Consider the following 22515-nt stretch of genomic DNA (forward strand, 5'->3'; position numbering starts at 1 on the left):
ACACCACCACAGAGACATAAACGCTGCAAAAAACATTTTAAACGAAGGACTACGAATAACAAAAAAAATCATACAACAGCGTGAAAAAAAAATATTTTTTCACTGAACCCATAAGTCAATGGGAGATAGCTTGGTAAATCTTAATACACAGGTATTAACTGCCCAAGAATAATTTTACAAAAATGGTACAAACATTAAGTAAAAGACCATAATTGTAGAATTATATTTTTAGAAAAAGTAGAAAATGGTGAAAAAGAAAAATTTAATTTTCTTTTTCATATTTGATGATAAAATATATAACCTCATTTATCACCCATATAACTTATTTAATAGTTTACATGAAGTTATATTTAAAATTAACTCTTTTTAATTTAGTTAAACCTAAATAAAGAAAAAATAAGGAATTATTTTTAGTTTAGCCTAAAAATAATCGAAAAAAGCATTATTCTTCACTATCTTTTTTATCGTTGAAACCTAAGATATCTCCAATCATGAATGCGCCAACGAAAAGACCTTTCATACCTTCATAGGCAAGGGATTCAATAGCATTTAGCTTCCAGGTCTGTTTTTCTTTAACCAAAATCTCATTGTCATCAATGATTGCAGTTTCTTCTATATCAATTTCTTTTTTCTTAGCCATAATAACATCTCCAATCAAAAAACTTTATTTGATAAATATAGATTATAACAAAAGTAATATTTAAAATTAACTATAAATAATTTAGTTTTACCAAAAATAATGATAAAAATTTAGTTATATCTAAAAAAAAGTTTTTATAAACCTAAAAAATTTAATTTTTTAGTGCATATATGCAAATCGGCAGGGCCAGAATTGTAATGAATGAAGCTACAAAATACAACGGAGCATAACCTGTACTGGAAGATACGAAAAATCCCAATAATGCTGGTCCAAATCCCATTGTTGCATCACAAAAAATGAAAAATGTGGATAATGCGTATGATCTGCGATTTTCACTTGAATTTCTTGTGACAATTGCTGTGCATGCTGAGTTCAGTGTACCGAATCCCAATGCAAGACATACTGCACAGATAAATACACTAACATCTGAAGGAATAAAAGCTATCAAAAACAGCCCTACACTTTGAGCAACAATACCTGTTACACAAATTATCATGTCCCCATAATTATCCTGAATTCTGCCTGCCAAAGGCCTGGATATCACGAGACATATTGAATATACTATAAAAAACCATGAAAATGCTTCAACTAAGTTTACATCAACAGCATAAAGGCGATAAAATGACAGAACAGACACATAACCAAGTGCAGTTAATGCAGTAAACAAAGAAACCGGAATGGCTTTAAACTCAAAGATCTTTTCTAAAATACCATAATTTTCTTTTTCAGAAACATTTCCATTTTTTGGCTGATAGCTGTCCACATCAATTAAAAAGAGACTGATTAATGCGATTCCGCTGAAAAAAGCTGCTGCTAAAAAGCATCCGGATGAGCCTGCATTATCGTAGAGAAATCCTCCGATGAATGGGCCCAGACCTACAGCAATTGTAGTTCCCAACATGAAATAGCCGAATGCCTCACCAAAGCGTTTTTGAGGAAGTATTGCGCTGGCAATTGTGACGATTGCATTTGCTGATGCACCAAAGCCGATACCATGGATGAATCTGACCAGAATAAGCAGATAAACATTATCTACAAAAAAGTACAGAAAGCATGAAATGAAATGAATTGTCATGAAAATTAGTGCAATCTTTTTCCAGCTGTTTTTTTCAAGTGCATTGCCTGAATAGATTCTTGATATGAGTCCTCCGAAAATATAAACTCCTGAAACAAGCCCCGCAATCATGGCTGTGGAACCCATTGATGTGGCATATTCCGTGACTGTTGACATCAATGCATACATTACAAGAGCTGTGAAAAGCAATGCAAGAAAGATTAAGAAAAACGATTTGGTAAATATTCTTTCAGATTCATTAACATTCATTAATTAAATATTAATATTTGAAATATTTAAAAATAAGCTAAAAATAGAAAAGTGAATAAAGGATTTAGTCTCCTTTATTCCAGTTTACGATACCATAAACAATACATAGGAGTGTGGATAAGATAATTCCAACGTATACTCCCCAAATCCAAGGGTCTTCAATTCCTAAAATTACCATTATGCATCACCCATATTATCAATGTTTTTGAATGCTTCATCAATTACCTCTGAAGCAGGAGGTTTGGTAAGTAAACTTACGACAACAGTAAATATTGCTGAAATCGGAACAGCTATCAGCATTACATCAATGAACGGCCATGGTGCGGCAGGTAATATTGTTTCCATACCTAATAATGCCATACAGATTCCGAGACCTTTTGCTGTTTTTGCAAATACGAATATCAGCCAGAAGAGACTTACAAATGTTCCGGATAAAATACCTGCAATAGCTCCAAGTCTTGTAATTCCTTTCCAGTATAGAGCACCTAAAAATACAGGCAGGAATGCTGCAGCACAGATTTCAAAGAACAGGCTTGTTCCTAAAGCGACTACACTTCCAGGAAGTGAAAATGCCATAATCAATGCCAAAATAATAGCGATTAATATACCTATTCTTGAAATGGTAACCTGATCCAATCTCTGTTTAGCCTTATCCCTTATTGTACCGTAAATATCCACACCGAATGCTGTACCTTGGGTGTGAAGCTGTGAGGATATTGTTGACATTGCAGCTGCAATTAATGACAGCAAGAAAATATAAACAAACCATTCAGGCAATGCCATTGTGATGAATGTTGGAATGATTTTATCAATATTTCCTCCAACGACATCAACTGCAATCTGACCTAATTTGTCATAGAAATAGACATTGGATAATGAACCTACAATATAAGCGGTTGTTGGCATGATAGCAATGAAAATACCACCAATCAGGACAGATCTGTTTAATTCCTTATCGGATTTTACTGTCATGAACCTTACAATCAATGAAGGTTGGGCAAGTACACCGATACCTACACCGATAAGGGTAGATGACACTAATGACCACCAGAACGGTGTTCCAAACGTCGGGAAGCTCGTCCATCCCGTACCCCCCGTCGCCGTGGCTTCGGCAGGATAGAGGCTTACCATTCCAGAAAGTGCAGTGTTTGCAGTGTCGACTCCACCAAGTAACCAATATACGAATGCTAAAAGGAATACCATTGCAACAACCATGATTGTTCCTTGCAAAGCGTCTGTATACATTACTCCACGGATACCACCGAACAGCACATAGAAAGTAATAATAATTGATAGGATAAGCAGTGCAATACTGAAATCAATTAAAAGTGAAGATTCTAAAAATCTTGCAGCACCAATTAGAACAACTGCTGCATAAAGAGGCATTGCACAGAAAATAATTAATCCTGAAGCATAGTGAATAAATTTAGAATCGAAACGTTTACCTAAAAACTCAGGGAATGTCAGGGAGCCTAAAGCATGCCCCATCCTACGAGTTCTTTTTCCTAAAAATACAAATGCAACGAATATACCTATAATAATATTTAAAAAGGCTAACCATAAAACACTCATACCATACTGACCAGCAACACCTCCAAAACCTACAATAGCTGCCGTCGAAATAAAAGTAGCCCCGTAACTCATTGCCATAATGAACGGGTGAGTGTCTTTACCAGCTATCATGAAGTCTTCAGAGGAGTTGGTTTTTTTGTATGCATAATAACCTACAAGAACTAATGCGAAAATGTAGATTATAAATACAATAGTTAAAATCATAACATCCATAAATTAAACCTCTAATAAAATTTACATTAGCAATCTAATATATATAATCACATTTTATATAAATATTATCCTTAAAAATACATTGATGTACATTTTTGTACAATAAAATCTCTCTTTTAAAAGCATTAAATAGATAATAAAATAAGAATTCGAAAGATTGACAAGTATTGTACACTTTTGGACAATGAAAAAAGCTTTATATTATATAAAAAACGAAAATATAACACGTATTAAAAAAAATTTTAAAATAGGGATAAATATGTTTTGGGATGATAAAACAGAATGTATGACAAAAGAAGAAAAAGAAGAACTTCAACTGAAAAGATTGCAGGAAACCGTGAAAATAGCATATGAAAATGTAGAGTTCTATAAAAAAAGATTTGATGAAATCGGATTAAAACCAGAAGACATCAAGACTTTAAAAGACATAGAAAAAATTCCGTTTACAACAAAAAGCGATTTAAGAGAAGCATATCCTCTAGGATTGCTTGCAGTTCCACGTGACGAAATTGTAGAAATCCACGCATCATCAGGTACAACCGGAAAACCAACAGTAACCGGATATACCCAAAACGACTTGGACGTATGGGGAGAATGTATTGCCCGTGGTCTGAAAATGGCAGGTGCTGAAAAAGACTACATTATACAGAACGCATACGGATACGGTTTATTCACCGGAGGATTCGGTATTCACCACGGAGGAAACATGATGGGCGCAATAACAATCCCGATTTCTGCAGGAAATACCCAAAGACAGCTCGACACCATGGTCGACTTCCAAAGTGACATATTAACCTGTACCCCATCATATGCAATGTATTTAGGAGAATCCCGTGAAAAAGCAGGAATTCCATTAGAAGACATAAACCTAAAAGCAGGAATTCACGGAGCTGAAATGTGGACAGATGAAATGAGAAAAAGAATCGAAACATCCCTTGGAATCAAAACATACAACATCTACGGTTTAACCGAAGTAATGGGTCCGGGTGTTGCACAGGAATGCAGCGAACAGAACGGAATGCACATTCAGGACGATCATTTCTATCCGGAAATAATTAATTCAGATACTGGAGAAACCCTCGATTATGGTGAAAAAGGAGAGCTGGTATTAACTTCCCTTACAAAAACAGGAATGCCTATTTTAAGATTTAGAACAAAAGATTTAACCTCTTTAATTGCCGATAAATGTGAATGTGGAAGAACAACTGTCAGAATGACCAGAATCACCGGTAGAAGCGATGACATGTTAAAAATCAAAGGTGTAATGGTATTCCCATCACAAATCGAAAAAGCATTGCTCAAGATTGAAGGAATAAGTCCAAACTATTTAATACATGTAACCAGACCGGACATTTTAGATGAAGTGGAAGTTAAAGTGGAAGCTTCCAAAGAACTATTCTCAGACGAAATAAAAGAAATGGAAAAAGTGGAAAAACAAATACAAGCATCAATCAGATCAGAAACCGGACTAAGAGTGGATGTAACACTATGTGAACCGGAAACACTCCCAAGAAGTGAAGGTAAAGCTGTTCGTGTAATCGATGAAAGAAATTTATAAAAAGGTGGAAATATGGCAGTACAAATTTCAGTTTTTATCGAAAACAAAGAAGGAAGAATTAAAAAAGCAATTGACACATTAGCTAAAGCAGACGTAAATATCCGCGCATTATCCGTTGGAGACACCACAAAATATGGTATTTTAAGATTAATTGTATCCAACAATGAAAAGGCAATCAAAGCACTTGAAGACGACGGATTCATTGTAAAAGAAAGTGAAGTAATTGTTGTTTCAGTACCGGACAAACCAAATGGACTAAATACAACATTAGCTATTTTGGATGATGCAGACATTAACTTAGAATACATTTATGCATTTGTAAGTAGCCAACCTGAAGAAGCTATTGTAGCAATAAAAGTAGAAAATACTGAAAAAGCAATTGAAGTATTTGAAGCAAACAACGCTAAAATACTTACAGAAGAAGAACTTGAAAAGATTTAATTATCTTTTCCTCTTATTTTTTTAGAAAAAACTATCAATAATAATAAAAAAAGTAAAAGAATTAGAATTCTTTTAATAATTTAGCAATATCGTCCCTGGAATATCCTAAACGAGGGAGTAAAGATTTGATTGGTTCAGAATCCGGAATTACACCCAATTCTCTCCAACTTTTAAAATCATTGTTTAAAATACTATTAATTAAAAGCTGAATTGTTATTAAATCATCACTTTTAATTGCGATTAAAGCATCTTCATCTTGAAAATGACCTTCAGGGTCGATTAATGTTAATTTTCCTGTTCTATCTTTTTTTACAATAGCATTATCTATTTGGTAAGCCATAATATCCCCACTTTTATATCTAATTAAAGATTTAACTATAATAATATTTAAAACTTAACCTTTTATTGAATTGTATCCGCTTTCGATAGCTTTTAAATTCAAATCATGGAACCTTTCATGCAAATTATTTTTCATTGCTTCGATAACTGAATCTTTTGATAATGGGAACTTATCGTCAGCAGTCACCGCACCTAAAAGAACCATGTTTAAAGACAAAACATTTCCAGCCTCCAAAGCCAGTTTTGTAGCGTCAATAGGCAACACATGAGTAAAATTCTCTTTTAATGAATTTGTAATGCTTTCGACACTAGGATAAGTGACATCACTAGAAGACGGGATAATAGGATGAGTATTATAAACAATCTTACTGTCCTTATTTACCTTATGCAATCCTCTTATGGTTTCAACTGGTTCAAATGAAAGCAGCATGTCTGCAGTGGTATCCGGAATGATTGAACTGTTGTAATCACCAATCTTGAGTTCAGTTGATACTGATCCTCCTCTTTGTGACATTCCATGAATTTCACTCATCACAACATCCAAACCCTGGTTCATTGCGGCCTCACCTATAATAACTGAGGTTTTAATGATTCCCTGGCCTCCTACTCCGCAGATGTAAATACTGTAACTCATTTTCCCACCTCCAATGCACCATATTTACAAACCTGAATACAGACTCCGCATCCGTCACACATTGAAGTGTCGATTTCTATTTTTCCGTCAACTTTTGAAATTGCAGGACATGCAAGTTCGTTTACACATTTATCACAATTATTACAATTGGATTCAATGAATTTAACTGGAGGTTTTTTGTTTAAACCTTTAATCAGTGTACATGGTGCTTTTGAAATAATTACTGCAGTGTCATCTCTTTCAAAAGCTTCTTTATATGTTTTAACAACCTGATCCAAATTAAACGGATTGATTACACGTACATAGTTAACTCCACAGGCAAGAGCCAATTTACGGATGGATATTTCAGGCGCTTCATCACCCATACCGTCAACAGGAATACCTGGGTTTGGCTGACCGCCAGTCATTGCAGTAATTCTGTTATCAAGAACAGTTAAAACAAAATTATGCTTGTTGTGAACTGCATTAATCAATGGTGAAACACCGCTGTGGAAGAATGTGGAATCCCCAATGAAACTTGCAACCTTCTGGTCTGTTGAAACTGAAAATCCGCATCCGTCACCGACACTGGATCCCATTGAAAGCAAGTAATCAGCAGCATTATAAGGAGGATTGATACCTAAAGTGTAACATCCGATATCTGATGCGAAAACAACATCTGAAGGTTTGAGACCCATTTCCTCAATAGCTATGTTGATTCCATAATACATTGCCCTGTGAGGACATCCTGCACATAGAACAGGTGCTCTTGATGGTATTTCCTCACTTAACTTATTAAGACTGTCAGAAAATGTGATATCTTCTTTATTTATGAAATTCAGGACTTTATCGAATCCTTCACTTACAATATCAGAATTGAATTCATAGCATTGAGGTAATGTTTCATCCAGTTTACCGTGAACAGTTACATCAAGATTTTCACGGCCGATAATTGCCAGAACTTCTTTTTCCATGATAGGATCGACCTCTTCAACAATAAATACTTCATCCAAGTCCTTAATGAATTCCAAAACCTTTTTGTCAGGAAACGGATAAGAAAATCCGATTTTTAATATGTCCATATCCAAATCATTGAATTTAATTACATCATAAGCATAATTATATGCGCTTCCGGAAGATATTACTCCATATTTCCTGTTATCTGAAAATGACTGTGAAGTGTTGTAATCAGATTTATTGGTTACATCATTTATTTTACTGATTTTGGCACATAGCCTTTCATGCATTTTTCCCGCAAATGCTGGAACAGGAACATATTTTGAAGGATCCTTATCAAAATGGCCTCTCATCCAGTGATCATCATTATTTGATGAATTGTCATTGACCTCTCCAAATTCAACTACTCCCCTCATATGTGATACACGGGTTGTTGTTCTTACAATAACAGGCAATTTATATTCTTCAGACAAATCAAATGCGTATTTGACCATGTCCTTAACTTCCTGACAATTGGACGGTTCAAGCACAGGAACATTTGACAAGCGTGCATAATTACGTGTATCCTGTTCATTTTGAGATGAGAACAATGAAGGATCATCAGCCGTTAAAATAACCATTCCACCATTAACACCAGTGTATGCTGTAGTCATGAATGAATCACTAGCAACATTCATTCCGACATGCTTCATGAATGTGAATGAACGAAGCCCGGATGCTGCTGCGGTTGCTGCAACTTCCATTGCGACCTTTTCATTTGTTGAAAATTCAAAATAAATGTTAGCATCTTTAGCAAGCACTGATAATATATTTCCTATTTCTGATGAAGGAGTTCCCGGATAAGTTGCTGCAATAGATATCCCTGCCTCAATAACGCCTCTTACAGCAGCCTCATTTCCAAGCAAAAACTGTTTTTCACCAGATTTTCCAGTAACTAATTCTTTTAAATTCATTATATTTTTCCTCAAAAAATAATTATATAATTAATAATCGATAATATATTATAATAATAAGTTCAAAATATAATATAAATTTATAGTTATTTTGACTAGCTTTATAAAAGAGGGAAAAGTGATGATTAAAGTTTATGTCTCCAGATTCAACAGAGAAGTTGATGATGAACCGCACATGGAGTGTTATGAAATTGAAAAAACTCCACAAATGAAAGTTTTGGATGCTCTTCAAGCCATTAACGATAAGTATGATGCTGACATCAGCTTCAGAAGTTCTTGCAGAGCTGGACAATGCGGATCTTGTGGAATTTTATTTAATGGTAATGGTGCGCTTGCCTGCCAAAAGGAAATCAAAAATAATGCAAGAATAGAACCATTGCGTTTTCCAGTCATTAAGGATTTAATTGTCGATAGAAGTGATATAGAAAATAAAGTAAAGGATTTGCAATTGAATCTGCATTCTGAAAATAAAAATGAATTGGATGAATCAATAACTAAAGAGGCTACGGCAGATACCAAAAAAGTCAGAAGCTGTATTGAATGTTATTCATGTCTTTCAACATGTCCTGTAGTTAATTTTGCAACCGCAGAGTTCGGCGGACCATATATAATGAGATATATTTCCAAATTCGAATCTGACCCTCGTGAAGATTTTAATCGTATAAAAGAAGGTTTGGATGAAGGATTATACAACTGTACAAGCTGCGGAAAATGTCTGGCAGTGTGTCCTAAAAACATCAATACATTCGGTGATGCTATTGAAAAGATGAGAGCTATTGCATGCTCTGAAAGCTTAGGTCCGTTGCCTGAACATGTTGCATTCAATGACAATATCAAAGAGACCGGAAGGTCAGTCAGCTGTGACGGTGAAAGCTTCATCAGCCAGGTGGACAATTACAACGGCTCTGATGTGGCACTGTTTACCGGATGTATGCTTGACAATAAAATGCAAAAGATAGGACATAGCCTGCTTAAAGTTCTTGAAGCAAATGACATTAAAATTGACATTCCAGAAGGCCAGGTATGCTGCGGATCACCGCTTTTAAGAACCGGACAGACCGAACTCGTTCAAAGTCTTGTTGACAAGAACAAAGAAGTATTCAAGGATTATGATACCATAATTACATTATGTTCCGGATGCGGCTCTACACTCAAGAACAATCATCCTCAATTCGGTTCAAAGCTTAATGTGATGGACATCAGCGAATTTCTGGTTGACAAGCTTGATGAAAGCAGAATGAAAGAAGTCAATATGAAGGTCACTTATCATGACCCATGCCATTTAGGCAGAGGCCAGGGAATTAAAGACCAGCCTAGAGAAATTATAGAAATGATTCCGGGAGTTGAATTTGAAGAGATGCTTTATCCTTGCCAATGCTGCGGTGCGGGGGGCGGAATAAAATCCGGAAGACCGGATATTGCAATGGAACTTTCAAAAGCAAAAGCAGATATGATTAAGGATACTGGTGCTGATGCTGTCATTACAATATGTCCGTTCTGTCAGCGCAACCTTCAGGACGGATTGAACGATATTAATGAAGAAAACGTTAAAGCAATGCATATTTTAGAATTATTGGAAAAATCATATGAATAAAATTATTTGGAGTTGATTAATATAGGAGATACAGCTGTAAGTGAACAGAAAGTTGTCGAAACGGCACCTATCAATTCACCTGAAGAGGATAAAAAAGCTGAAAAGAAATCAACTTCAACAAAAAAAGCAAAATCCCGTGGCCAGTCTTTAGCAATTAAAGATTTACAGCAACAGCCTAAAGAAGAGGAAACGGAACTGGATTTATTTAAAAGCAACATCTACATTGTTTTTGTTGAATGTGAAACTCCTGGAAACATCGGATTTCTTGCAAGGACAATGGCTAACTTCGGATTGAAGAATTTAGTGCTGATAAATCCTCCAACATTAACTCCTGAAGCTTATTATCAGGCTACCCACGGCAAATATATTGTTGAAAATGCTTTGGTTTATTCCAGTCTGGATGAATTTTACCAGTCAAAAAGAATTGATTTTAAAGTTGCATCAACCGGTGTTGCCGGAGGAAGCTACAACTTATCCAGAATACCTATCAGACCTGAGAAATTGGCTGAAAGCATTAATATTAATAATAAAATCACAATACTGTTTGGAAGAGAAGGGGATGGCCTTTCAAATAAGGAAATAGAAAACTGTGATATTTGCGTATCAATTCCAACTGACCCCACATATCCCATATTAAATATTTCCCATGCGGCAGCAATCATATTTTATGAATTATTCAAAAATAAGCATGAATACGCTGTGGAGGGACTTGAGGAAAGTACTGCTCTTGAAAAGGAATATCTGATTAAAGACATGATGGAAATGATTGATAAGCTTGATATTCCACAACATAAAAAGAAAAATGGATTAAAAACATTCAAAAATATAGTAAATCGAGCATTCATTACAGGACGCGAAGCGCATACATTGAAAGGCATTCTTAGAAGAATAAAAAATAAAATGGAGTAAGCATGAGACGAATAAGTTTTGCAGAAGTCAGCATATTTGTTGTAAACAGAATATTCAACTGGAGATTCTGGATTGCCGGGCTAACGAAAAAATCAAAGATAGCTAAAAAAGTAATCAATAAAATACTTTTTGAAAAGGATGAAATCGTTGTTATTCCCAACACAATCAATGTAAACAAAAAAATTGAAGCTGAAAAATCTGAATTCTTACCGACTCAAGTGATAAAGGATGTTATAAAGCGCTGCGATGATATTGTGATAATGAACAGCTGCCTATGCAGAACATCAAATGACTGCAAAGATTATCCTCAGGATATCGGATGCATATTCCTCGGTCCGACAACTAAAAAGATACCTAGAACAATTTGTCATGAAGCAAGTGTTGAAGAAGCTTTAAAGCAAGTTGATGAAGCTGATGCCGCCGGATTGAGCCATATCATCGGAAGAAATAAAATCGATACGGTATGGATGAATGTAAGACCAGGTGAAGGACTGCTTACCATCTGTCACTGCTGTCCATGCTGCTGCTTGTGGAAAGTGTATCCTAACCTGCATAACGACATATCCGATAAACTGGAAAAACTGGAAGGCGTTAGCGTAAAATATCATTCTGATAAATGTAAGAGCTGCATGAAATGCTTAAAAGAAGTCTGTATGTTTGAAGCAATCAGTGAAAAAGACGGCAAAATCATCATTGATTCTGATAACTGCAAAGGTTGCGGACTATGCGTTAACACATGTAAATTCGGAGCTCTTACAATTGATTATACTGACAAAACCATAAATAATGTGATAAATAGAATGGAAAATCTAATAGAAACTGATTAAATTTCAAGTGTGATAAAATGGCAATATTAAGTGATAAGACTATTAAGGAATATTTGGAAGAGGGAAAGATTGTTATTGATCCTCTTTTAGATGAAAAACAAATACAACCATCTTCCGTTGACATGAGATTGGGTGATGAGTTTAAAGTATTTAAAGTAATCAGAAAAGCATATATTGACCCTAAAGATGAGGAAGACATTGCATCCTACATGGAATCAAGTACGGTTAAAGAAGGCGAAGCATTTATAATTCACCCTAATGAATTCGCATTGGCTACAACATTGGAATACGTTAAAGTTCCTGATGACCTTGTAGCTCGTGTGGAAGGCCGTTCCAGTATGGGAAGACTTGGTGTTACGATGCACGTGACCGCAGGATTTATCGATCCTGGATTTGAAGGCAAGATTACACTTGAAATATCAAATATCGGTGCGATGCCTGTTGCCCTTTATCCTGGCCAGAGAGTGTGTCAGATTGTTTTTGAAACAATGACAACACCATCAGAGGTACCTTACGGACATCCTGACAGGAACAGTAAATATATGGGACAAGTCAGTCCTGAAAGCAGTAGAGTTAAATTAGATTACGAATTAAAAAAATAAATGGAAGTTAATATTTATGAATCATGACAAAATGACAAATATCAGTGCGAAAAGAGGATTTTTATGGCCATCATTTGAAATTTATTCCGGAGTTTCAGGATTTACTGATTATGGTCCTTTAGGAGCAAGCCTGAAAAACAATATCATGCAGAAATGGAGAAAACAGTATGTTTCCGGTGAAGGATTCTATGAAATAGAAGGACCTACCGTAATGCCGAAAGAAGTTCTCAAAGCATCCGGTCACGTTGACAATTTTACAGACCCTATGACAAAATGTGAAAGCTGCGGAGAAGTTTTCAGGGCAGACCATATTATTGAAGAGGCAATTGGTCAGGATGTTGAAAGCCTTGAAAACAGTGAAATGGACAAGATTGTAGCTGAAAATGATATCAAATGTCCGGAATGCGGAGGAGATCTGGCTAACATATGGGATTATAATCTGATGTTTAAAACCCAGATTGGTGCTAAAGGAAACAAAGTAGGTTATATGAGACCTGAAACCGCACAGGGAATATTCATTTTATTCAAACGTCTTGAAAGATTCTTTAGAGGAAAACTTCCGTTCGGTGCTGTTCAGCTTGGAAAAGCTTACAGAAATGAAATTTCTCCAAGACAGGGAGTTATCAGGCTCAGGGAATTTACCCAGGCTGAAGCTGAAATATTTTTAGATCCGAGCGACAAAACCACTCCCAAATTTTCACAAATCGAAAATGAGATTTTAAGGCTGAACTCACAGGAAGTTCAGGAAAATGATTTGGAGCCTTTGGAAATCACAGCACGCGAAGCACTTGACAAAGGCATTGTTGCCAATGAAATGTTGATTTATCAGCTGTACTTAGCACGTAAATTTTTAAATGAAATAGGAATTCCTAATGATGCCTTAAGGTTCCGTCAGCATTTGGCCGGTGAAATGGCACATTACGCTCTTGACTGCTGGGACGTTGAAGTCAAAACCGACAAATACGGCTGGGTTGAAATTATCGGAATAGCTGACAGGGGAGATTATGACTTATCTTCACACTCAAAATTCAGTAACGATGAACTGTATGTCTTCAAAGAATATGACGAACCAAAAAAAGTTCAAAAAACCGTGGTTAAACCTAACTTATCCAAATTCGGACCTATATTTAAAGGTGATTCACCTAAAGTAAAACAGGCTATTGAAGAAGCAGACCCTCAGAAAATCATTTCCGCATTGGAAAGTGATGGAAAATACGTTATTGAGTTAGACAAATCCTATGAAGTGGATAAGGAATTGCTTCTTATTGAAGAAGTGGAAGAGGACGTTACCGGAGAAAAAATTATTCCTCATGTAATCGAGCCGTCTTTCGGTATCGACCGTATCGTTTATTCCGTTTTATTGCATTCATTTACAGAAACTGAAGAAAAAGATTACTTCAAGTTTGCAAAATCAGTTGCTCCTGTTCAGGTTGGAGTATATCCTCTCGTTAAAAAAGACGGACTTCCTGAAATTGCTACTGAGTTAAAAAATACCTTAAGGGAAGCAGGTTTTACTGTAGAATATGATGAGGGAAATACAATCGGTAAAAGATATGCCAGAGCTGATGAAATCGGTATTCCTCTTGCTGTAACCGTAGATTATGAAACAAAAGATGACAATATGGTTACCGTAAGGGACAGGGACACTGAAGCTCAGGAAAGAATTTCAATTGACGAATTGGAAGAATATATAGAAAAATATTATAAATGAGTTTATTACTCATTTAACATTTTTTCTTTTTTAAAGTTTTCAAAAAGCTCATTTGCCCAGTTAATGCAAGTTTTATTGCTGGAAATCAAAATTCTGTTTTGATCAAATACACCATCATCTCTGAAAAATCCAAGAATCATTTTTTTGTCTGTACATATCAAAAGGAAGTAATTTGTTCCCATACCATTGAAATAGTCAATTTTTAAGTTATTTTTTATCTCCAGATTTTTCATCAGTGTTTCACGGATATCTGCTGGAGATAACAGATGAACAGTCCTGTTTTTTGACGCAAGTCGGTTTAGCTGAGTGTTGAATTCATCATATGAAAATGGTAATATTGCATGAATCGAATTTGCTCTTTTAATGGAATTTGTGATAAGCTCATAGGTCTTATACACATCCAGTCCGTTTGATACAATCAGATGGATATCTCTTAGATAATGAAAAGCAAAGAGGGAATTCACCGGAATCGAATTAATATTATGGTTGAGAATTATTGGTGAAATATTTTCCAAAAGCAGCATCAAATCATCCAGTTCAAAGAGATTGCCGATGCAAAGTCTCATTGAATTGGACAGGAAATAGGAATTTTTTTCCCAATAAATGGATCCGTCCAATTCCAGCTTATGGATAATGTTTGATATTGCACTGTAATTGAGTTTCGTTTCTTGATTGATTTCTTTCATATCCATTGGAGATTCGTATAAAGTCTTCAGTATTTTCAAGCGTATCATTGATTTCGGCAAGAATTTCAAATCATTCTCGATTAGTTCGTAGTTTTTTATTGTTTGTGAAATTTCGTTCATAATTTCTACCACCAGTATTACTTATCCTAGTGTTTATAATACTTTTAATATAAAATCTAAGCAAGTGCGACTAAGCACATAATCGCACTTGCAAAAAGTATTTAAATCATCACTCAAGTCAGGATAATTTTTTAATCCAAGAGCAACATATCAATTAAGTGAGAGTTTAATTTGAAAAGTGATTGAAATGATAGACACACATATACATGCTGATGCAAGAAGCGGTGAAGATTTTAATGAAATGTATGTATCTGGAATAGACGTTGCAGTAACATGCGCATATTATCCATACATCATAAATAATGACAGCATTCTTTTAAATCATTTAATGAGAATTCTGAACTATGATACCAAGAGAGCAAATGAATACGGACTGGACCTGAAAGTTGCACTCGGAATACATCCGACAAACTCCAATGTTGATGGAGAACTGATTTATGAAAATCTATACAAATGGATAGAGAATAAGGAAATCATAGCTATTGGAGAAATAGGACTTGAGGACTTGACTGAAAAGGAATATGAAGTATTCAAAAAGCAGCTGGACATAGCTGAAGAGACAAAAACAAATGTTATTATCCACACACCCAGAAAAAATAAGGAGAAAGTGCTTGATGAGATATTGGATATTCTGCCAGAGCACATTTCACCGGAATATGTAGTTATAGACCACATTAACTCAAATGTTGTTGATAAGGTAATCTCAACAGACTACACATTAGGATTGACTGTTCAGCCGCAAAAAATGGACAAATTTGAAGCCATTGATATTTTAAATGAATATAGTTTTGATAAATTCTTGCTTAACAGTGACATGAGCAACAAGCCATCCGATCCGTTGTCCGTTCCAAAGACAATACGCGAATTGACAAGACAGGGCTTTAATCAAAAAGAAATTGATAAAATTGCATTTAAAAATGCTGAAAAATTTTTTAATATAGATTCCTGCTAAAAAAGATGATGAATTTACGCTGAAATCACCGTTAAAAATAGTAGAATTAAACTAAAAAAAATAAAAAAATATAAGCAATCAAAAGATTGCTTATTTCACTTCTATTCGAGATATAATCTTACACCTTGGATGATTAAAGCTACACCAATAAGAATTGCAGCGAAAAGAGGTTGATCGATTGAAAATCCTCCAAGAGCAAAGGATATTATACCTAAAACTATAATTAATACAGAAGCGAGTTTTCCGATTTGTGTATCTGAAATAAGACCAACAATACCTGCTAAAATCATTAGAATACCTATGATATAGAATTGTAATCCGAAAATGAATGATAATGCAGTAATGTTAAATACGAATACCAGCCCTACTATAATGGCCAGAATTCCAACAATAATATTGACTGCTGAAAATCCGGATAGTATTAATGCTATACCAAAGAATACTAAACTCAATCCAATAAGAATGGACAGAAATGCAGTACTAAAAATAGGACAAATTATGAAAATTAATCCTAGAATTATTGATAATATACCAGATATTTGATTTGATTCCATATTTTTTCTCCAAAAATTTGATTATATATTAAAAAGGAAAATGAGAGTTTAACTCTCATTCTTTTTTTGGCTGCAGCCGCAGCGTTGCAATAAATACAACTGCTAGCAGAATAGCTGTTATTATCATTACGAATCCCATAGCTTCCTGAATAATGGTATCTACAGCATTCACAAGAGTACTGTCCTGTGTAATATTTTCAGTACCTGCTGTTTGGAGGAAATTCGCTGCATCGTCAAAGAATTGTGGGTCGTTTGAATGCTCTGGTGCATACATATCGATTGCAGTGCTTAGACCTCCCATAACTCCAAGAATTAAAATTACCCCAATAATAGCTGTACCCATTGATTCACCTAATGTCTGAGTGGTTGTAAGAACACCGGATGCATTGTTTTCATTTTTCTTAGGAATATTGGCTAATGAAATATCTGTACTTAGAGACATTACGAAACCAAGTCCAGCACCCAATACAAACAAACCAGGCATTAACTCATACATTGATGTGTTCAATCTGAATTGATAGCTTAAAATCACACATCCAATGATTGCTATTAAAGATCCTAATGCTATAAGTTTCTTATGACCAAATTTAGTGGATAAACTTGGGGCTGCTATTGCAAATATAAGCAGACCTATAGTCATCGGTAGTGTGGTCAAACCTGTATTTAATGCGTTTAACTGCATTACACTTTGCAGGAACAAGGAAACAGCAAACAATGCTCCTCCCATTGCAAGACAACCAATTAATCTAATGATTGCTCCTACACGTAAATTTCTGTCTTTGAATAATCCCATATCAAGTAACGGTACTTTACCATTACTTTTTCTTCTGCTTTCAAACCATGCAAATGCTGCTAAGATAATTAAACCTGCAACGATTACCATTATACTGGTTGAGGTATCTTTTGTCAGCATTAAAATACCCCATACGAACAATACAAGTCCTATTAATGAAATTATAGCACCAGTAATATCCAAATCGCTTCTTGATTCGGTAGGTTTGAAATCAGGTATTTTACTTTGCATTACTAAAATAAATATTACGAATATTAATTCAATTGCGAATCCCCATCTCCAACTGAAAAATGTTGTCATGACCCCTCCAAAGAGCGGACCGACAGCTGCAGAAATGGAAACCATTACACTTTCAATTGCTAAAGCAAATGTACGTTGTTCACCGGAATAAATTCCACTAATAAGGGAAACAGTAGCAGGTGTCATTAATGCCCCTGCAATACCTTCAATCAATGCCCATCCAATAAATAATACTCCTGTACTCCAACTTATAGCTGCGGTAAATGTACCGACACCATAAAGCACAGTACCTATTATGAACAGTTTCTTTTTACCAACTATATCCTGAAGTTTGGTACTAAGAAGCATGAATGCTGCAGTGATGAGTGTGTAAAAGGACATAATCAATTGAATGGTACTAACATCAGTATGCAGGTCAACTACAACCTTAGAAATACTAACATTCATGAATGTAGCATCCAATGTTATAATAAATGAAGCACAAGCCACTAATATTAATGGAATCCATGAGTGTTGCCTAATAGTTTCATTCATTTTTTCCTAATCCTCCATATCAATATAAAAATAAGAAAATATTAACAAATTAGATGTCCAATATTTTTCTCACTAATTATTTATCCTTTTATTGTTTTATAAAGTTTTTGTTGTTTAATGAACAAAAACTATAACATTAGTTGCAATTTTTCAATATATCCGAACATTCATTCACCACATCAATTTTAAATCCAACAGAACGTTCGTTCTCTATATTATTTAATAATAATGAAATCCAATATTATTAAATGTATGAATACAAAGAAATTAATTTTAGAAAAGACTTTAAAATTAATGATTGAACAGCGAAACTCCATCGTTTCAATTAGACAAATCAGTGACGCCACAGGAATTGCTACCGGCGGAATATATTATTATTTTTCAGGAAAAGAAGACATATATAATGAAATTACTGAAAGATACTTTATAAATTATATTCAATTCGATATGGATAAACTCAGGCAGATTAAAGGAAATGCAAAAGAAAAAATCCACGATGCCATGACTGAAATGTTTAAACAAAAGCAAAGCGGAATCGAATTTGAAACGATTGATGTTGTAGATTACAGAATCATAGGGGATGTTTTAACTGCAAATGGGTTTACTTATGAAAATTCTCAGGAGATTTACAAACGTATCATAAAACAATTGAATGAATTTTTCACAGAAATTATTGAGGAAGGTCAAAATAACAGAGAAATTCGGCAAGACATCCCAACAGAAGACATTGTATATTCATTAATCAACATGTACATGGGAATTCAATATCAATGGGACATATATTGGATTGATGACATGATTTCAGCCTTTGAAGACAATTTTGATTTGGAATGGGAAAAAATAAGATTCAAAGAATAATTAAATGACAATGAAAAAAACATGATGTGGTTAGATGAACACGAAAGATATGATTGTTGAGAAAACGCTTAAATTAATATTGGAGAAAGGTACAATTGATATTTCAATCAGTGAAATTCGAAATGCTACAGGACTGACAACCGGCGGCATATATTATCATTTTTCAGATAAAAGCGATATATTTGAAGCAATTCTTCAAAAGTATATGGTGGATTATATTAAAATCGATTTTGATCAAATCATTCTTGAAGGTTCATCAAGGGACAGAATTCATGACACATTGTCTTATATTTTAAATCACTTCATAAACGGTGTGGAAATTGAAAGCATCAATGAAAACATCAATTATAGGGATGTAGTACTTCTTTTAACCGCAACAGGCTATGCCGAAGATGAGGTTAACAGTATAGTTTCAAAAACAGGAAAAGATATTAAAATATTTTTAACCGACCTTGTCGAAGATGGCAAAAAGAAAAATGAAATCAGACAGGACTTTTCAACTGAAAACATTGTCGAATCATTGGTTATGATGTATATGGGAATTCAATATTCCTGGTTAATTTTTTCAAATGAGGATAATGATTTCATTTTTGAGAAAAACTTTGATATAACCTGGCAGGCCATCAAATCCCAGTAAAAACTACTTTTTAATCTTGAAAAATATTTCACAAAAGTATTAATTTTTTAGGATTAGGAGTCGAATAATTTAAAAATAAGAATAAAAATCTCCATATCATAATTTCCAAATCAATATTTAATTTTTAACATTGATGAAAATAAGAGAACATATGTTCTGTATCAGAAGTCTATTTGATTTCTGTAAGATGATACCTTTATTAATACCAAAAATCATATATTTTAAGTGATATATTGTTTTTCTGAGGAATAATCCAAAAAATATTCATTTTTAAACAAAATATATTTTGCATTATAAGAGATTTCCCGGAAAGACAAAACAATCATATGTGAGGTTGAAAAAATGTTTATGAATATGATACTGAATATTATTAGGATTATAATAATTGTTTTGATAATTTATGCAGTGCTAAAAGGCTTAAAAACTTTATTAAAAATAGGAATAATCATATTTGTTATTTCTATACTATTAGGATTATTAGGATTTTAATTATCTTTTTAAATAGACAAAATGAGCGATATACTGAAAATATGTATCTGGAAAAGATGAATTATCAACAAAACTAAATGATTATGATAATGCTTTAAGTAAAGCCGGAATATGGGACGTGGACCTGATAAAAGTATCCAGCATGCTTTCAGGAAATGATGAAATGTGACTTGCCAAAACTTAAACCTGAGGCAATGGTAAACTGCATATTATTATGAATTACCTCAGACACCTGCGATACAATTACTGCAGTTGTAGCTGCTTTAAAAGCATGCATCCTGTATCCCATCAGTTGTTTATTTAACTGATAGATAAAACTTTAAATAGCGGTGATTAGATGAATTATATTATTCTTGCTTTGCTTTTTATTCTATCCGGTTTTTTCATGAAATATTCAGATGACCTATATGATGTAAACCATGAACAGAGGCTTTCAACAATTTTAGGCATTATATGTGCTATTGCATCAGCTGCAGCATCACTTTATAATACAGATGCGGCATATATTTTTATTTCCATCCTGATAGGCAATCTCATTGTTTTAAAAGTGGACGGAATCCATCATATAGTTACTTTTGATTGTTTTTGCAGCAATAATGTTTATTGTAGGAATTCCCGAGATGAGCTTGGTCATTATGCTGATTTGTATTTTGGGTATTATATGTGATGAAATAGGTCATGAACTGATTCCAAATATGACTGACAACAGGTTTTTAAATTTCTTTTTTGAATATCGGTTTGTAATGAAGATTATGGTATTATTGCTTGCTGTTTGCGGTGTGTTTGACATTTGGATATTTGTCTGCTTTATTTTCTTTGAAATATTCTATGTAGTTGCAGGCATTGTTTTTGAAAGATATAATTAAAAAGGGATATTATGTATAGTTTTGTTATTTGTGTTCTTGCATTGGTTGCTTCGTACTTTGTTTATGGAAAATTCCTTGAAAGAATTTCCGGTGTTGATGAAACCCACGAAACACCTGCATTTAGACTGCAGGATGGTGTTGATTACATGCCAATGTCCAAAATCAAGAACTTTTTAGTTCATTTTTTGAATATTGCTGGTTTGGGACCTATTTTTGGAGCAATACAAGGTGCATTATTCGGACCTGCTGCATTCGTATGGATTGTACTGGGTACAATATTCATTGGGGGAGTTCATGACTTCTTCTCAGGATTCATGTCCATACGAAATGACGGATTCACAATGCCAAACATTATTTCAAAATATTTGGGAAGTAAAATTCAGAAGTTCATGGCAGTTCTTATTGTAATTACAGGGATTTTTGTTTCAGCCACTTTTGCAAAGGGAGCTGCAGGTTTGCTCACAGATTTAACCAGTATAGATATACTTATCTGGACGACAATAATATTCATTTACTTTTTGATTGCAACAGTATTTCCAATTGATAAGATTATTGGAAAAATATATCCTGTTTTTGGGGCATTACTGCTGATTATGGCTGTGCTGATGATTGGAGCATTGATCTTAAATCCATCATACTCCATTCCTGAATTCACAACACAAGGTTTGTATTTAACTGACAAAAGCATTTTCCCATACCTGTTTATTACAATCGCCTGCGGTGCCGTTTCAGGTTTTCATGCATCCCAATCCCCGATTGTTGCAAGATGCATTGAAAATGAAAATGATGCAAGACCAGTATTTTATGGTGCTATGGTTTTAGAAGGTTTAGTTGCTCTTGTTTGGGCTGCAGTTGCAATGGCATTTTTCCACGGACAGCCTCAGCTTGCAGTAATCTATGGTGCAACACCATCAGTAGCAGTTTATGATATGGCAAAAACGTTGGTTGGACCTGTCGGTTTGGTTTTAACTATTATCGGAGTGGTCATCTGTCCAGTTACATCAGGAGATACTGCGCTTAGAAGTTCGAGAATAACAATTGCGGATGAACTTCATTTAAACCATGAAAAACTAATTTCAAGACTAAAAATTGCCATTCCATTGTTTTTAGTGGCATTTGGATTGACTTTTGTTGATTTCAGTTTGATTTGGAGATATTTTGCCGTGTCCCAATTAATAGTGGCTACAGTAGTATTATATGCTGCAAGTGCTTATCTGAGAAATAATGAAAAACCATATATTATTGCATTGATTCCGGCAATCCTGTGTACATTAATTGCATTCGGATATATCCTGCAGGCTCCTGAAGGTTTCAGATTGCCTTCAATGACTGCCAATGTGATTTCAGTTATTGCAACAGTTATTATTTCAATAATTTTCATTAAAAAACACAAATAGCATATACTGCATGATTTGATATTTATAGATTTATGGGTTTGTGTCAGTAAATGAAAAATAAGCATTATTAAAATCAAAGCAATTGAATTATCTTTAATTTAAATGCAGATATCTGTCAATTAAAAGAAATGATTTG

Annotated in this window: 24 protein-coding genes and 1 pseudogene; 14 read left to right on the plus strand and 11 right to left on the minus strand. The window is 34.3% G+C overall.

All coding sequences use genetic code 11. The features are described 5' to 3' along the window. Window positions 1-442 precede the first annotated feature (442 nt). The 4 genes from IJQ68_RS01355 to IJQ68_RS01365 form a co-directional block, all read right to left on the minus strand. A complete protein-coding gene (locus tag IJQ68_RS01355; protein ID WP_292795973.1) occupies window positions 443-640 on the minus strand; it encodes a hypothetical protein in 198 nt (65 codons plus the stop codon). Window positions 641-791: 151 nt separating this feature from the next. After that, window positions 792-1964 (minus strand): MFS transporter, encoded by a 1173-nt coding sequence (locus tag IJQ68_RS01360; protein ID WP_292795976.1) that lies wholly within the window; start codon window positions 1962-1964, stop codon window positions 792-794. Window positions 1965-2028: 64 nt separating this feature from the next. Further along, a complete protein-coding gene (locus IJQ68_RS10855) occupies window positions 2029-2142 on the minus strand; it encodes a symporter small accessory protein (protein ID WP_342765125.1) in 114 nt (37 codons plus the stop codon). Then, window positions 2142-3749 carry a sodium:solute symporter gene (locus IJQ68_RS01365; protein ID WP_292795978.1) on the minus strand — a complete coding sequence of 536 codons (1608 nt, stop codon included), beginning with the start codon at window positions 3747-3749 and terminating at the stop codon, window positions 2142-2144. Before IJQ68_RS01365 ends, IJQ68_RS10855 begins: the two co-directional genes overlap by 1 nt. A gap of 259 nt (window positions 3750-4008) precedes the next feature. Here IJQ68_RS01365 and IJQ68_RS01370 point away from each other — a divergent pair, with 259 nt between their 5' ends. Continuing rightward, window positions 4009-5307: a phenylacetate--CoA ligase family protein gene (locus IJQ68_RS01370; RefSeq protein ID WP_292795980.1), complete on the plus strand. Its 1299-nt coding sequence runs from the start codon at window positions 4009-4011 to the stop codon at window positions 5305-5307. 12 nt (window positions 5308-5319) lie between these two features. After that, a complete protein-coding gene (locus IJQ68_RS01375) occupies window positions 5320-5748 on the plus strand; it encodes an amino acid-binding protein (RefSeq protein ID WP_292795983.1) in 429 nt (142 codons plus the stop codon). A 61-nt stretch (window positions 5749-5809) separates the two neighbouring features. On the opposite strand, the gene IJQ68_RS01380 is transcribed toward IJQ68_RS01375, so the two are convergent. The 3 genes from IJQ68_RS01380 to iorA are packed head-to-tail and all read right to left on the minus strand — an operon-like array spanning window position 5810 to window position 8610. Then, window positions 5810-6088, minus strand: a complete 279-nt coding sequence (locus IJQ68_RS01380) for a hypothetical protein (RefSeq protein ID WP_292795985.1) — start codon at window positions 6086-6088, stop codon at window positions 5810-5812. A 54-nt stretch (window positions 6089-6142) separates the two neighbouring features. Next, window positions 6143-6721, minus strand: a complete 579-nt coding sequence (locus IJQ68_RS01385; RefSeq protein ID WP_292795988.1) for an indolepyruvate oxidoreductase subunit beta — start codon at window positions 6719-6721, stop codon at window positions 6143-6145. Continuing rightward, complete coding sequence (gene iorA / locus IJQ68_RS01390) at window positions 6718-8610, minus strand: indolepyruvate ferredoxin oxidoreductase subunit alpha (protein WP_292795991.1); 1893 nt, start codon at window positions 8608-8610, stop codon at window positions 6718-6720. Before iorA ends, IJQ68_RS01385 begins: the two co-directional genes overlap by 4 nt. Before the next feature lie 121 nt (window positions 8611-8731). Between iorA and tfrB the strand changes: the two genes are divergently transcribed. From tfrB to glyS, 5 genes are read left to right on the plus strand one after another with little or no spacing between them, the layout of a single operon-like run. Further along, entirely contained in the window at window positions 8732-10204 is a 1473-nt protein-coding gene (gene tfrB / locus IJQ68_RS01395; protein ID WP_292795995.1) for a fumarate reductase (CoM/CoB) subunit TfrB, read from the plus strand. A 12-nt stretch (window positions 10205-10216) separates the two neighbouring features. Next, the gene (locus IJQ68_RS01400) at window positions 10217-11113 is read left to right on the plus strand and encodes a TrmJ/YjtD family RNA methyltransferase (RefSeq protein WP_292796042.1); all 897 of its coding nucleotides are present in this window, start codon (window positions 10217-10219) and stop codon (window positions 11111-11113) included. A gap of 2 nt (window positions 11114-11115) precedes the next feature. Next, window positions 11116-11940 carry a DUF362 domain-containing protein gene (locus IJQ68_RS01405; RefSeq protein ID WP_292795998.1) on the plus strand — a complete coding sequence of 275 codons (825 nt, stop codon included), beginning with the start codon at window positions 11116-11118 and terminating at the stop codon, window positions 11938-11940. Between the two features lie 17 nt (window positions 11941-11957). Beyond that, window positions 11958-12542, plus strand: a complete 585-nt coding sequence (gene dcd / locus IJQ68_RS01410; RefSeq protein WP_292796001.1) for a dCTP deaminase — start codon at window positions 11958-11960, stop codon at window positions 12540-12542. 16 nt (window positions 12543-12558) lie between these two features. Continuing rightward, window positions 12559-14253, plus strand: a complete 1695-nt coding sequence (gene glyS / locus IJQ68_RS01415; RefSeq protein ID WP_292796004.1) for a glycine--tRNA ligase — start codon at window positions 12559-12561, stop codon at window positions 14251-14253. A gap of 5 nt (window positions 14254-14258) precedes the next feature. On the opposite strand, the gene IJQ68_RS01420 is transcribed toward glyS, so the two are convergent. After that, window positions 14259-15059, minus strand: coding sequence for a transcriptional regulator FilR1 domain-containing protein (locus IJQ68_RS01420; RefSeq protein ID WP_292796006.1), 801 nt, complete (start codon window positions 15057-15059; stop codon window positions 14259-14261). 187 nt (window positions 15060-15246) lie between these two features. On the opposite strand from IJQ68_RS01420, the gene IJQ68_RS01425 reads away from it, so the two are divergent. Continuing rightward, window positions 15247-16011: a TatD family hydrolase gene (locus tag IJQ68_RS01425; RefSeq protein WP_292796009.1), complete on the plus strand. Its 765-nt coding sequence runs from the start codon at window positions 15247-15249 to the stop codon at window positions 16009-16011. A gap of 101 nt (window positions 16012-16112) precedes the next feature. On the opposite strand, the gene IJQ68_RS01430 is transcribed toward IJQ68_RS01425, so the two are convergent. Both IJQ68_RS01430 and IJQ68_RS01435 read right to left on the minus strand, forming a co-directional pair. After that, a complete protein-coding gene (locus IJQ68_RS01430) occupies window positions 16113-16565 on the minus strand; it encodes a DUF308 domain-containing protein (protein WP_292796012.1) in 453 nt (150 codons plus the stop codon). Window positions 16566-16620: 55 nt separating this feature from the next. Continuing rightward, window positions 16621-18132 carry an MFS transporter gene (locus tag IJQ68_RS01435; protein ID WP_292796015.1) on the minus strand — a complete coding sequence of 504 codons (1512 nt, stop codon included), beginning with the start codon at window positions 18130-18132 and terminating at the stop codon, window positions 16621-16623. Between the two features lie 252 nt (window positions 18133-18384). Here IJQ68_RS01435 and IJQ68_RS01440 point away from each other — a divergent pair, with 252 nt between their 5' ends. From IJQ68_RS01440 to IJQ68_RS01450, 3 genes and pseudogenes are all read left to right on the plus strand, one after another. Further along, a complete protein-coding gene (locus IJQ68_RS01440) occupies window positions 18385-18990 on the plus strand; it encodes a TetR/AcrR family transcriptional regulator (RefSeq protein WP_292796018.1) in 606 nt (201 codons plus the stop codon). A 34-nt stretch (window positions 18991-19024) separates the two neighbouring features. Next, window positions 19025-19627 (plus strand): TetR/AcrR family transcriptional regulator, encoded by a 603-nt coding sequence (locus IJQ68_RS01445; protein WP_292796021.1) that lies wholly within the window; start codon window positions 19025-19027, stop codon window positions 19625-19627. A 580-nt stretch (window positions 19628-20207) separates the two neighbouring features. Further along, window positions 20208-20285: pseudogene (locus IJQ68_RS01450) on the plus strand (hypothetical protein); the annotation flags it as partial. Here the strand turns inward: IJQ68_RS01450 and IJQ68_RS01455 are convergent. After that, window positions 20265-20393: a hypothetical protein gene (locus IJQ68_RS01455; RefSeq protein ID WP_292796024.1), complete on the minus strand. Its 129-nt coding sequence runs from the start codon at window positions 20391-20393 to the stop codon at window positions 20265-20267. The pseudogene IJQ68_RS01450 and the gene IJQ68_RS01455 sit on opposite strands and share 21 nt — an antisense overlap. A 60-nt stretch (window positions 20394-20453) precedes the next feature. Between IJQ68_RS01455 and IJQ68_RS01460 the strand changes: the two genes are divergently transcribed. The 3 genes from IJQ68_RS01460 to IJQ68_RS01470 are packed head-to-tail and all read left to right on the plus strand — an operon-like array spanning window position 20454 to window position 22379. Beyond that, window positions 20454-20783 (plus strand): hypothetical protein, encoded by a 330-nt coding sequence (locus tag IJQ68_RS01460; RefSeq protein WP_292796027.1) that lies wholly within the window; start codon window positions 20454-20456, stop codon window positions 20781-20783. Continuing rightward, window positions 20767-20982: a hypothetical protein gene (locus tag IJQ68_RS01465; RefSeq protein ID WP_292796029.1), complete on the plus strand. Its 216-nt coding sequence runs from the start codon at window positions 20767-20769 to the stop codon at window positions 20980-20982. Before IJQ68_RS01460 ends, IJQ68_RS01465 begins: the two co-directional genes overlap by 17 nt. An 11-nt stretch (window positions 20983-20993) precedes the next feature. Further along, a complete protein-coding gene (locus IJQ68_RS01470; protein WP_292796032.1) occupies window positions 20994-22379 on the plus strand; it encodes a carbon starvation protein A in 1386 nt (461 codons plus the stop codon). The last annotated feature ends 136 nt before the right edge of the window (window positions 22380-22515 follow it).

Source organism: Methanobrevibacter sp., assembly GCF_017447225.1.
Taxonomy (GTDB): domain Archaea; phylum Methanobacteriota; class Methanobacteria; order Methanobacteriales; family Methanobacteriaceae; genus Methanocatella.

Bases quoted from the DNA above. Each gene is read 5' to 3' on its own strand.
- IJQ68_RS01355 (WP_292795973.1), bottom strand. From the start codon at position 640: ATGGCTAAGAAAAAAGAAATTGATATAGAAGAAACTGCAATCATTGAT.
- IJQ68_RS01360 (WP_292795976.1), bottom strand. From the start codon at position 1,964: ATGAATGTTAATGAATCTGAAAGAATATTTACCAAATCGTTTTTCTTA.
- IJQ68_RS10855 (WP_342765125.1), bottom strand. From the start codon at position 2,142: ATGGTAATTTTAGGAATTGAAGACCCTTGGATTTGGGGAGTATACGTT.
- IJQ68_RS01365 (WP_292795978.1), bottom strand. From the start codon at position 3,749: ATGGATGTTATGATTTTAACTATTGTATTTATAATCTACATTTTCGCA.
- IJQ68_RS01370 (WP_292795980.1), top strand. From the start codon at position 4,009: ATGTTTTGGGATGATAAAACAGAATGTATGACAAAAGAAGAAAAAGAA.
- IJQ68_RS01375 (WP_292795983.1), top strand. From the start codon at position 5,320: ATGGCAGTACAAATTTCAGTTTTTATCGAAAACAAAGAAGGAAGAATT.
- IJQ68_RS01380 (WP_292795985.1), bottom strand. From the start codon at position 6,088: ATGGCTTACCAAATAGATAATGCTATTGTAAAAAAAGATAGAACAGGA.
- IJQ68_RS01385 (WP_292795988.1), bottom strand. From the start codon at position 6,721: ATGAGTTACAGTATTTACATCTGCGGAGTAGGAGGCCAGGGAATCATT.
- iorA (WP_292795991.1), bottom strand. From the start codon at position 8,610: ATGAATTTAAAAGAATTAGTTACTGGAAAATCTGGTGAAAAACAGTTT.
- tfrB (WP_292795995.1), top strand. From the start codon at position 8,732: ATGATTAAAGTTTATGTCTCCAGATTCAACAGAGAAGTTGATGATGAA.
- IJQ68_RS01405 (WP_292795998.1), top strand. From the start codon at position 11,116: ATGAGACGAATAAGTTTTGCAGAAGTCAGCATATTTGTTGTAAACAGA.
- dcd (WP_292796001.1), top strand. From the start codon at position 11,958: ATGGCAATATTAAGTGATAAGACTATTAAGGAATATTTGGAAGAGGGA.
- glyS (WP_292796004.1), top strand. From the start codon at position 12,559: ATGAATCATGACAAAATGACAAATATCAGTGCGAAAAGAGGATTTTTA.
- IJQ68_RS01420 (WP_292796006.1), bottom strand. From the start codon at position 15,059: ATGAACGAAATTTCACAAACAATAAAAAACTACGAACTAATCGAGAAT.
- IJQ68_RS01425 (WP_292796009.1), top strand. From the start codon at position 15,247: ATGATAGACACACATATACATGCTGATGCAAGAAGCGGTGAAGATTTT.
- IJQ68_RS01430 (WP_292796012.1), bottom strand. From the start codon at position 16,565: ATGGAATCAAATCAAATATCTGGTATATTATCAATAATTCTAGGATTA.
- IJQ68_RS01435 (WP_292796015.1), bottom strand. From the start codon at position 18,132: ATGAATGAAACTATTAGGCAACACTCATGGATTCCATTAATATTAGTG.
- IJQ68_RS01440 (WP_292796018.1), top strand. From the start codon at position 18,385: ATGAATACAAAGAAATTAATTTTAGAAAAGACTTTAAAATTAATGATT.
- IJQ68_RS01445 (WP_292796021.1), top strand. From the start codon at position 19,025: ATGAACACGAAAGATATGATTGTTGAGAAAACGCTTAAATTAATATTG.
- IJQ68_RS01455 (WP_292796024.1), bottom strand. From the start codon at position 20,393: ATGCATGCTTTTAAAGCAGCTACAACTGCAGTAATTGTATCGCAGGTG.
- IJQ68_RS01460 (WP_292796027.1), top strand. From the start codon at position 20,454: ATGAATTATATTATTCTTGCTTTGCTTTTTATTCTATCCGGTTTTTTC.
- IJQ68_RS01470 (WP_292796032.1), top strand. From the start codon at position 20,994: ATGTATAGTTTTGTTATTTGTGTTCTTGCATTGGTTGCTTCGTACTTT.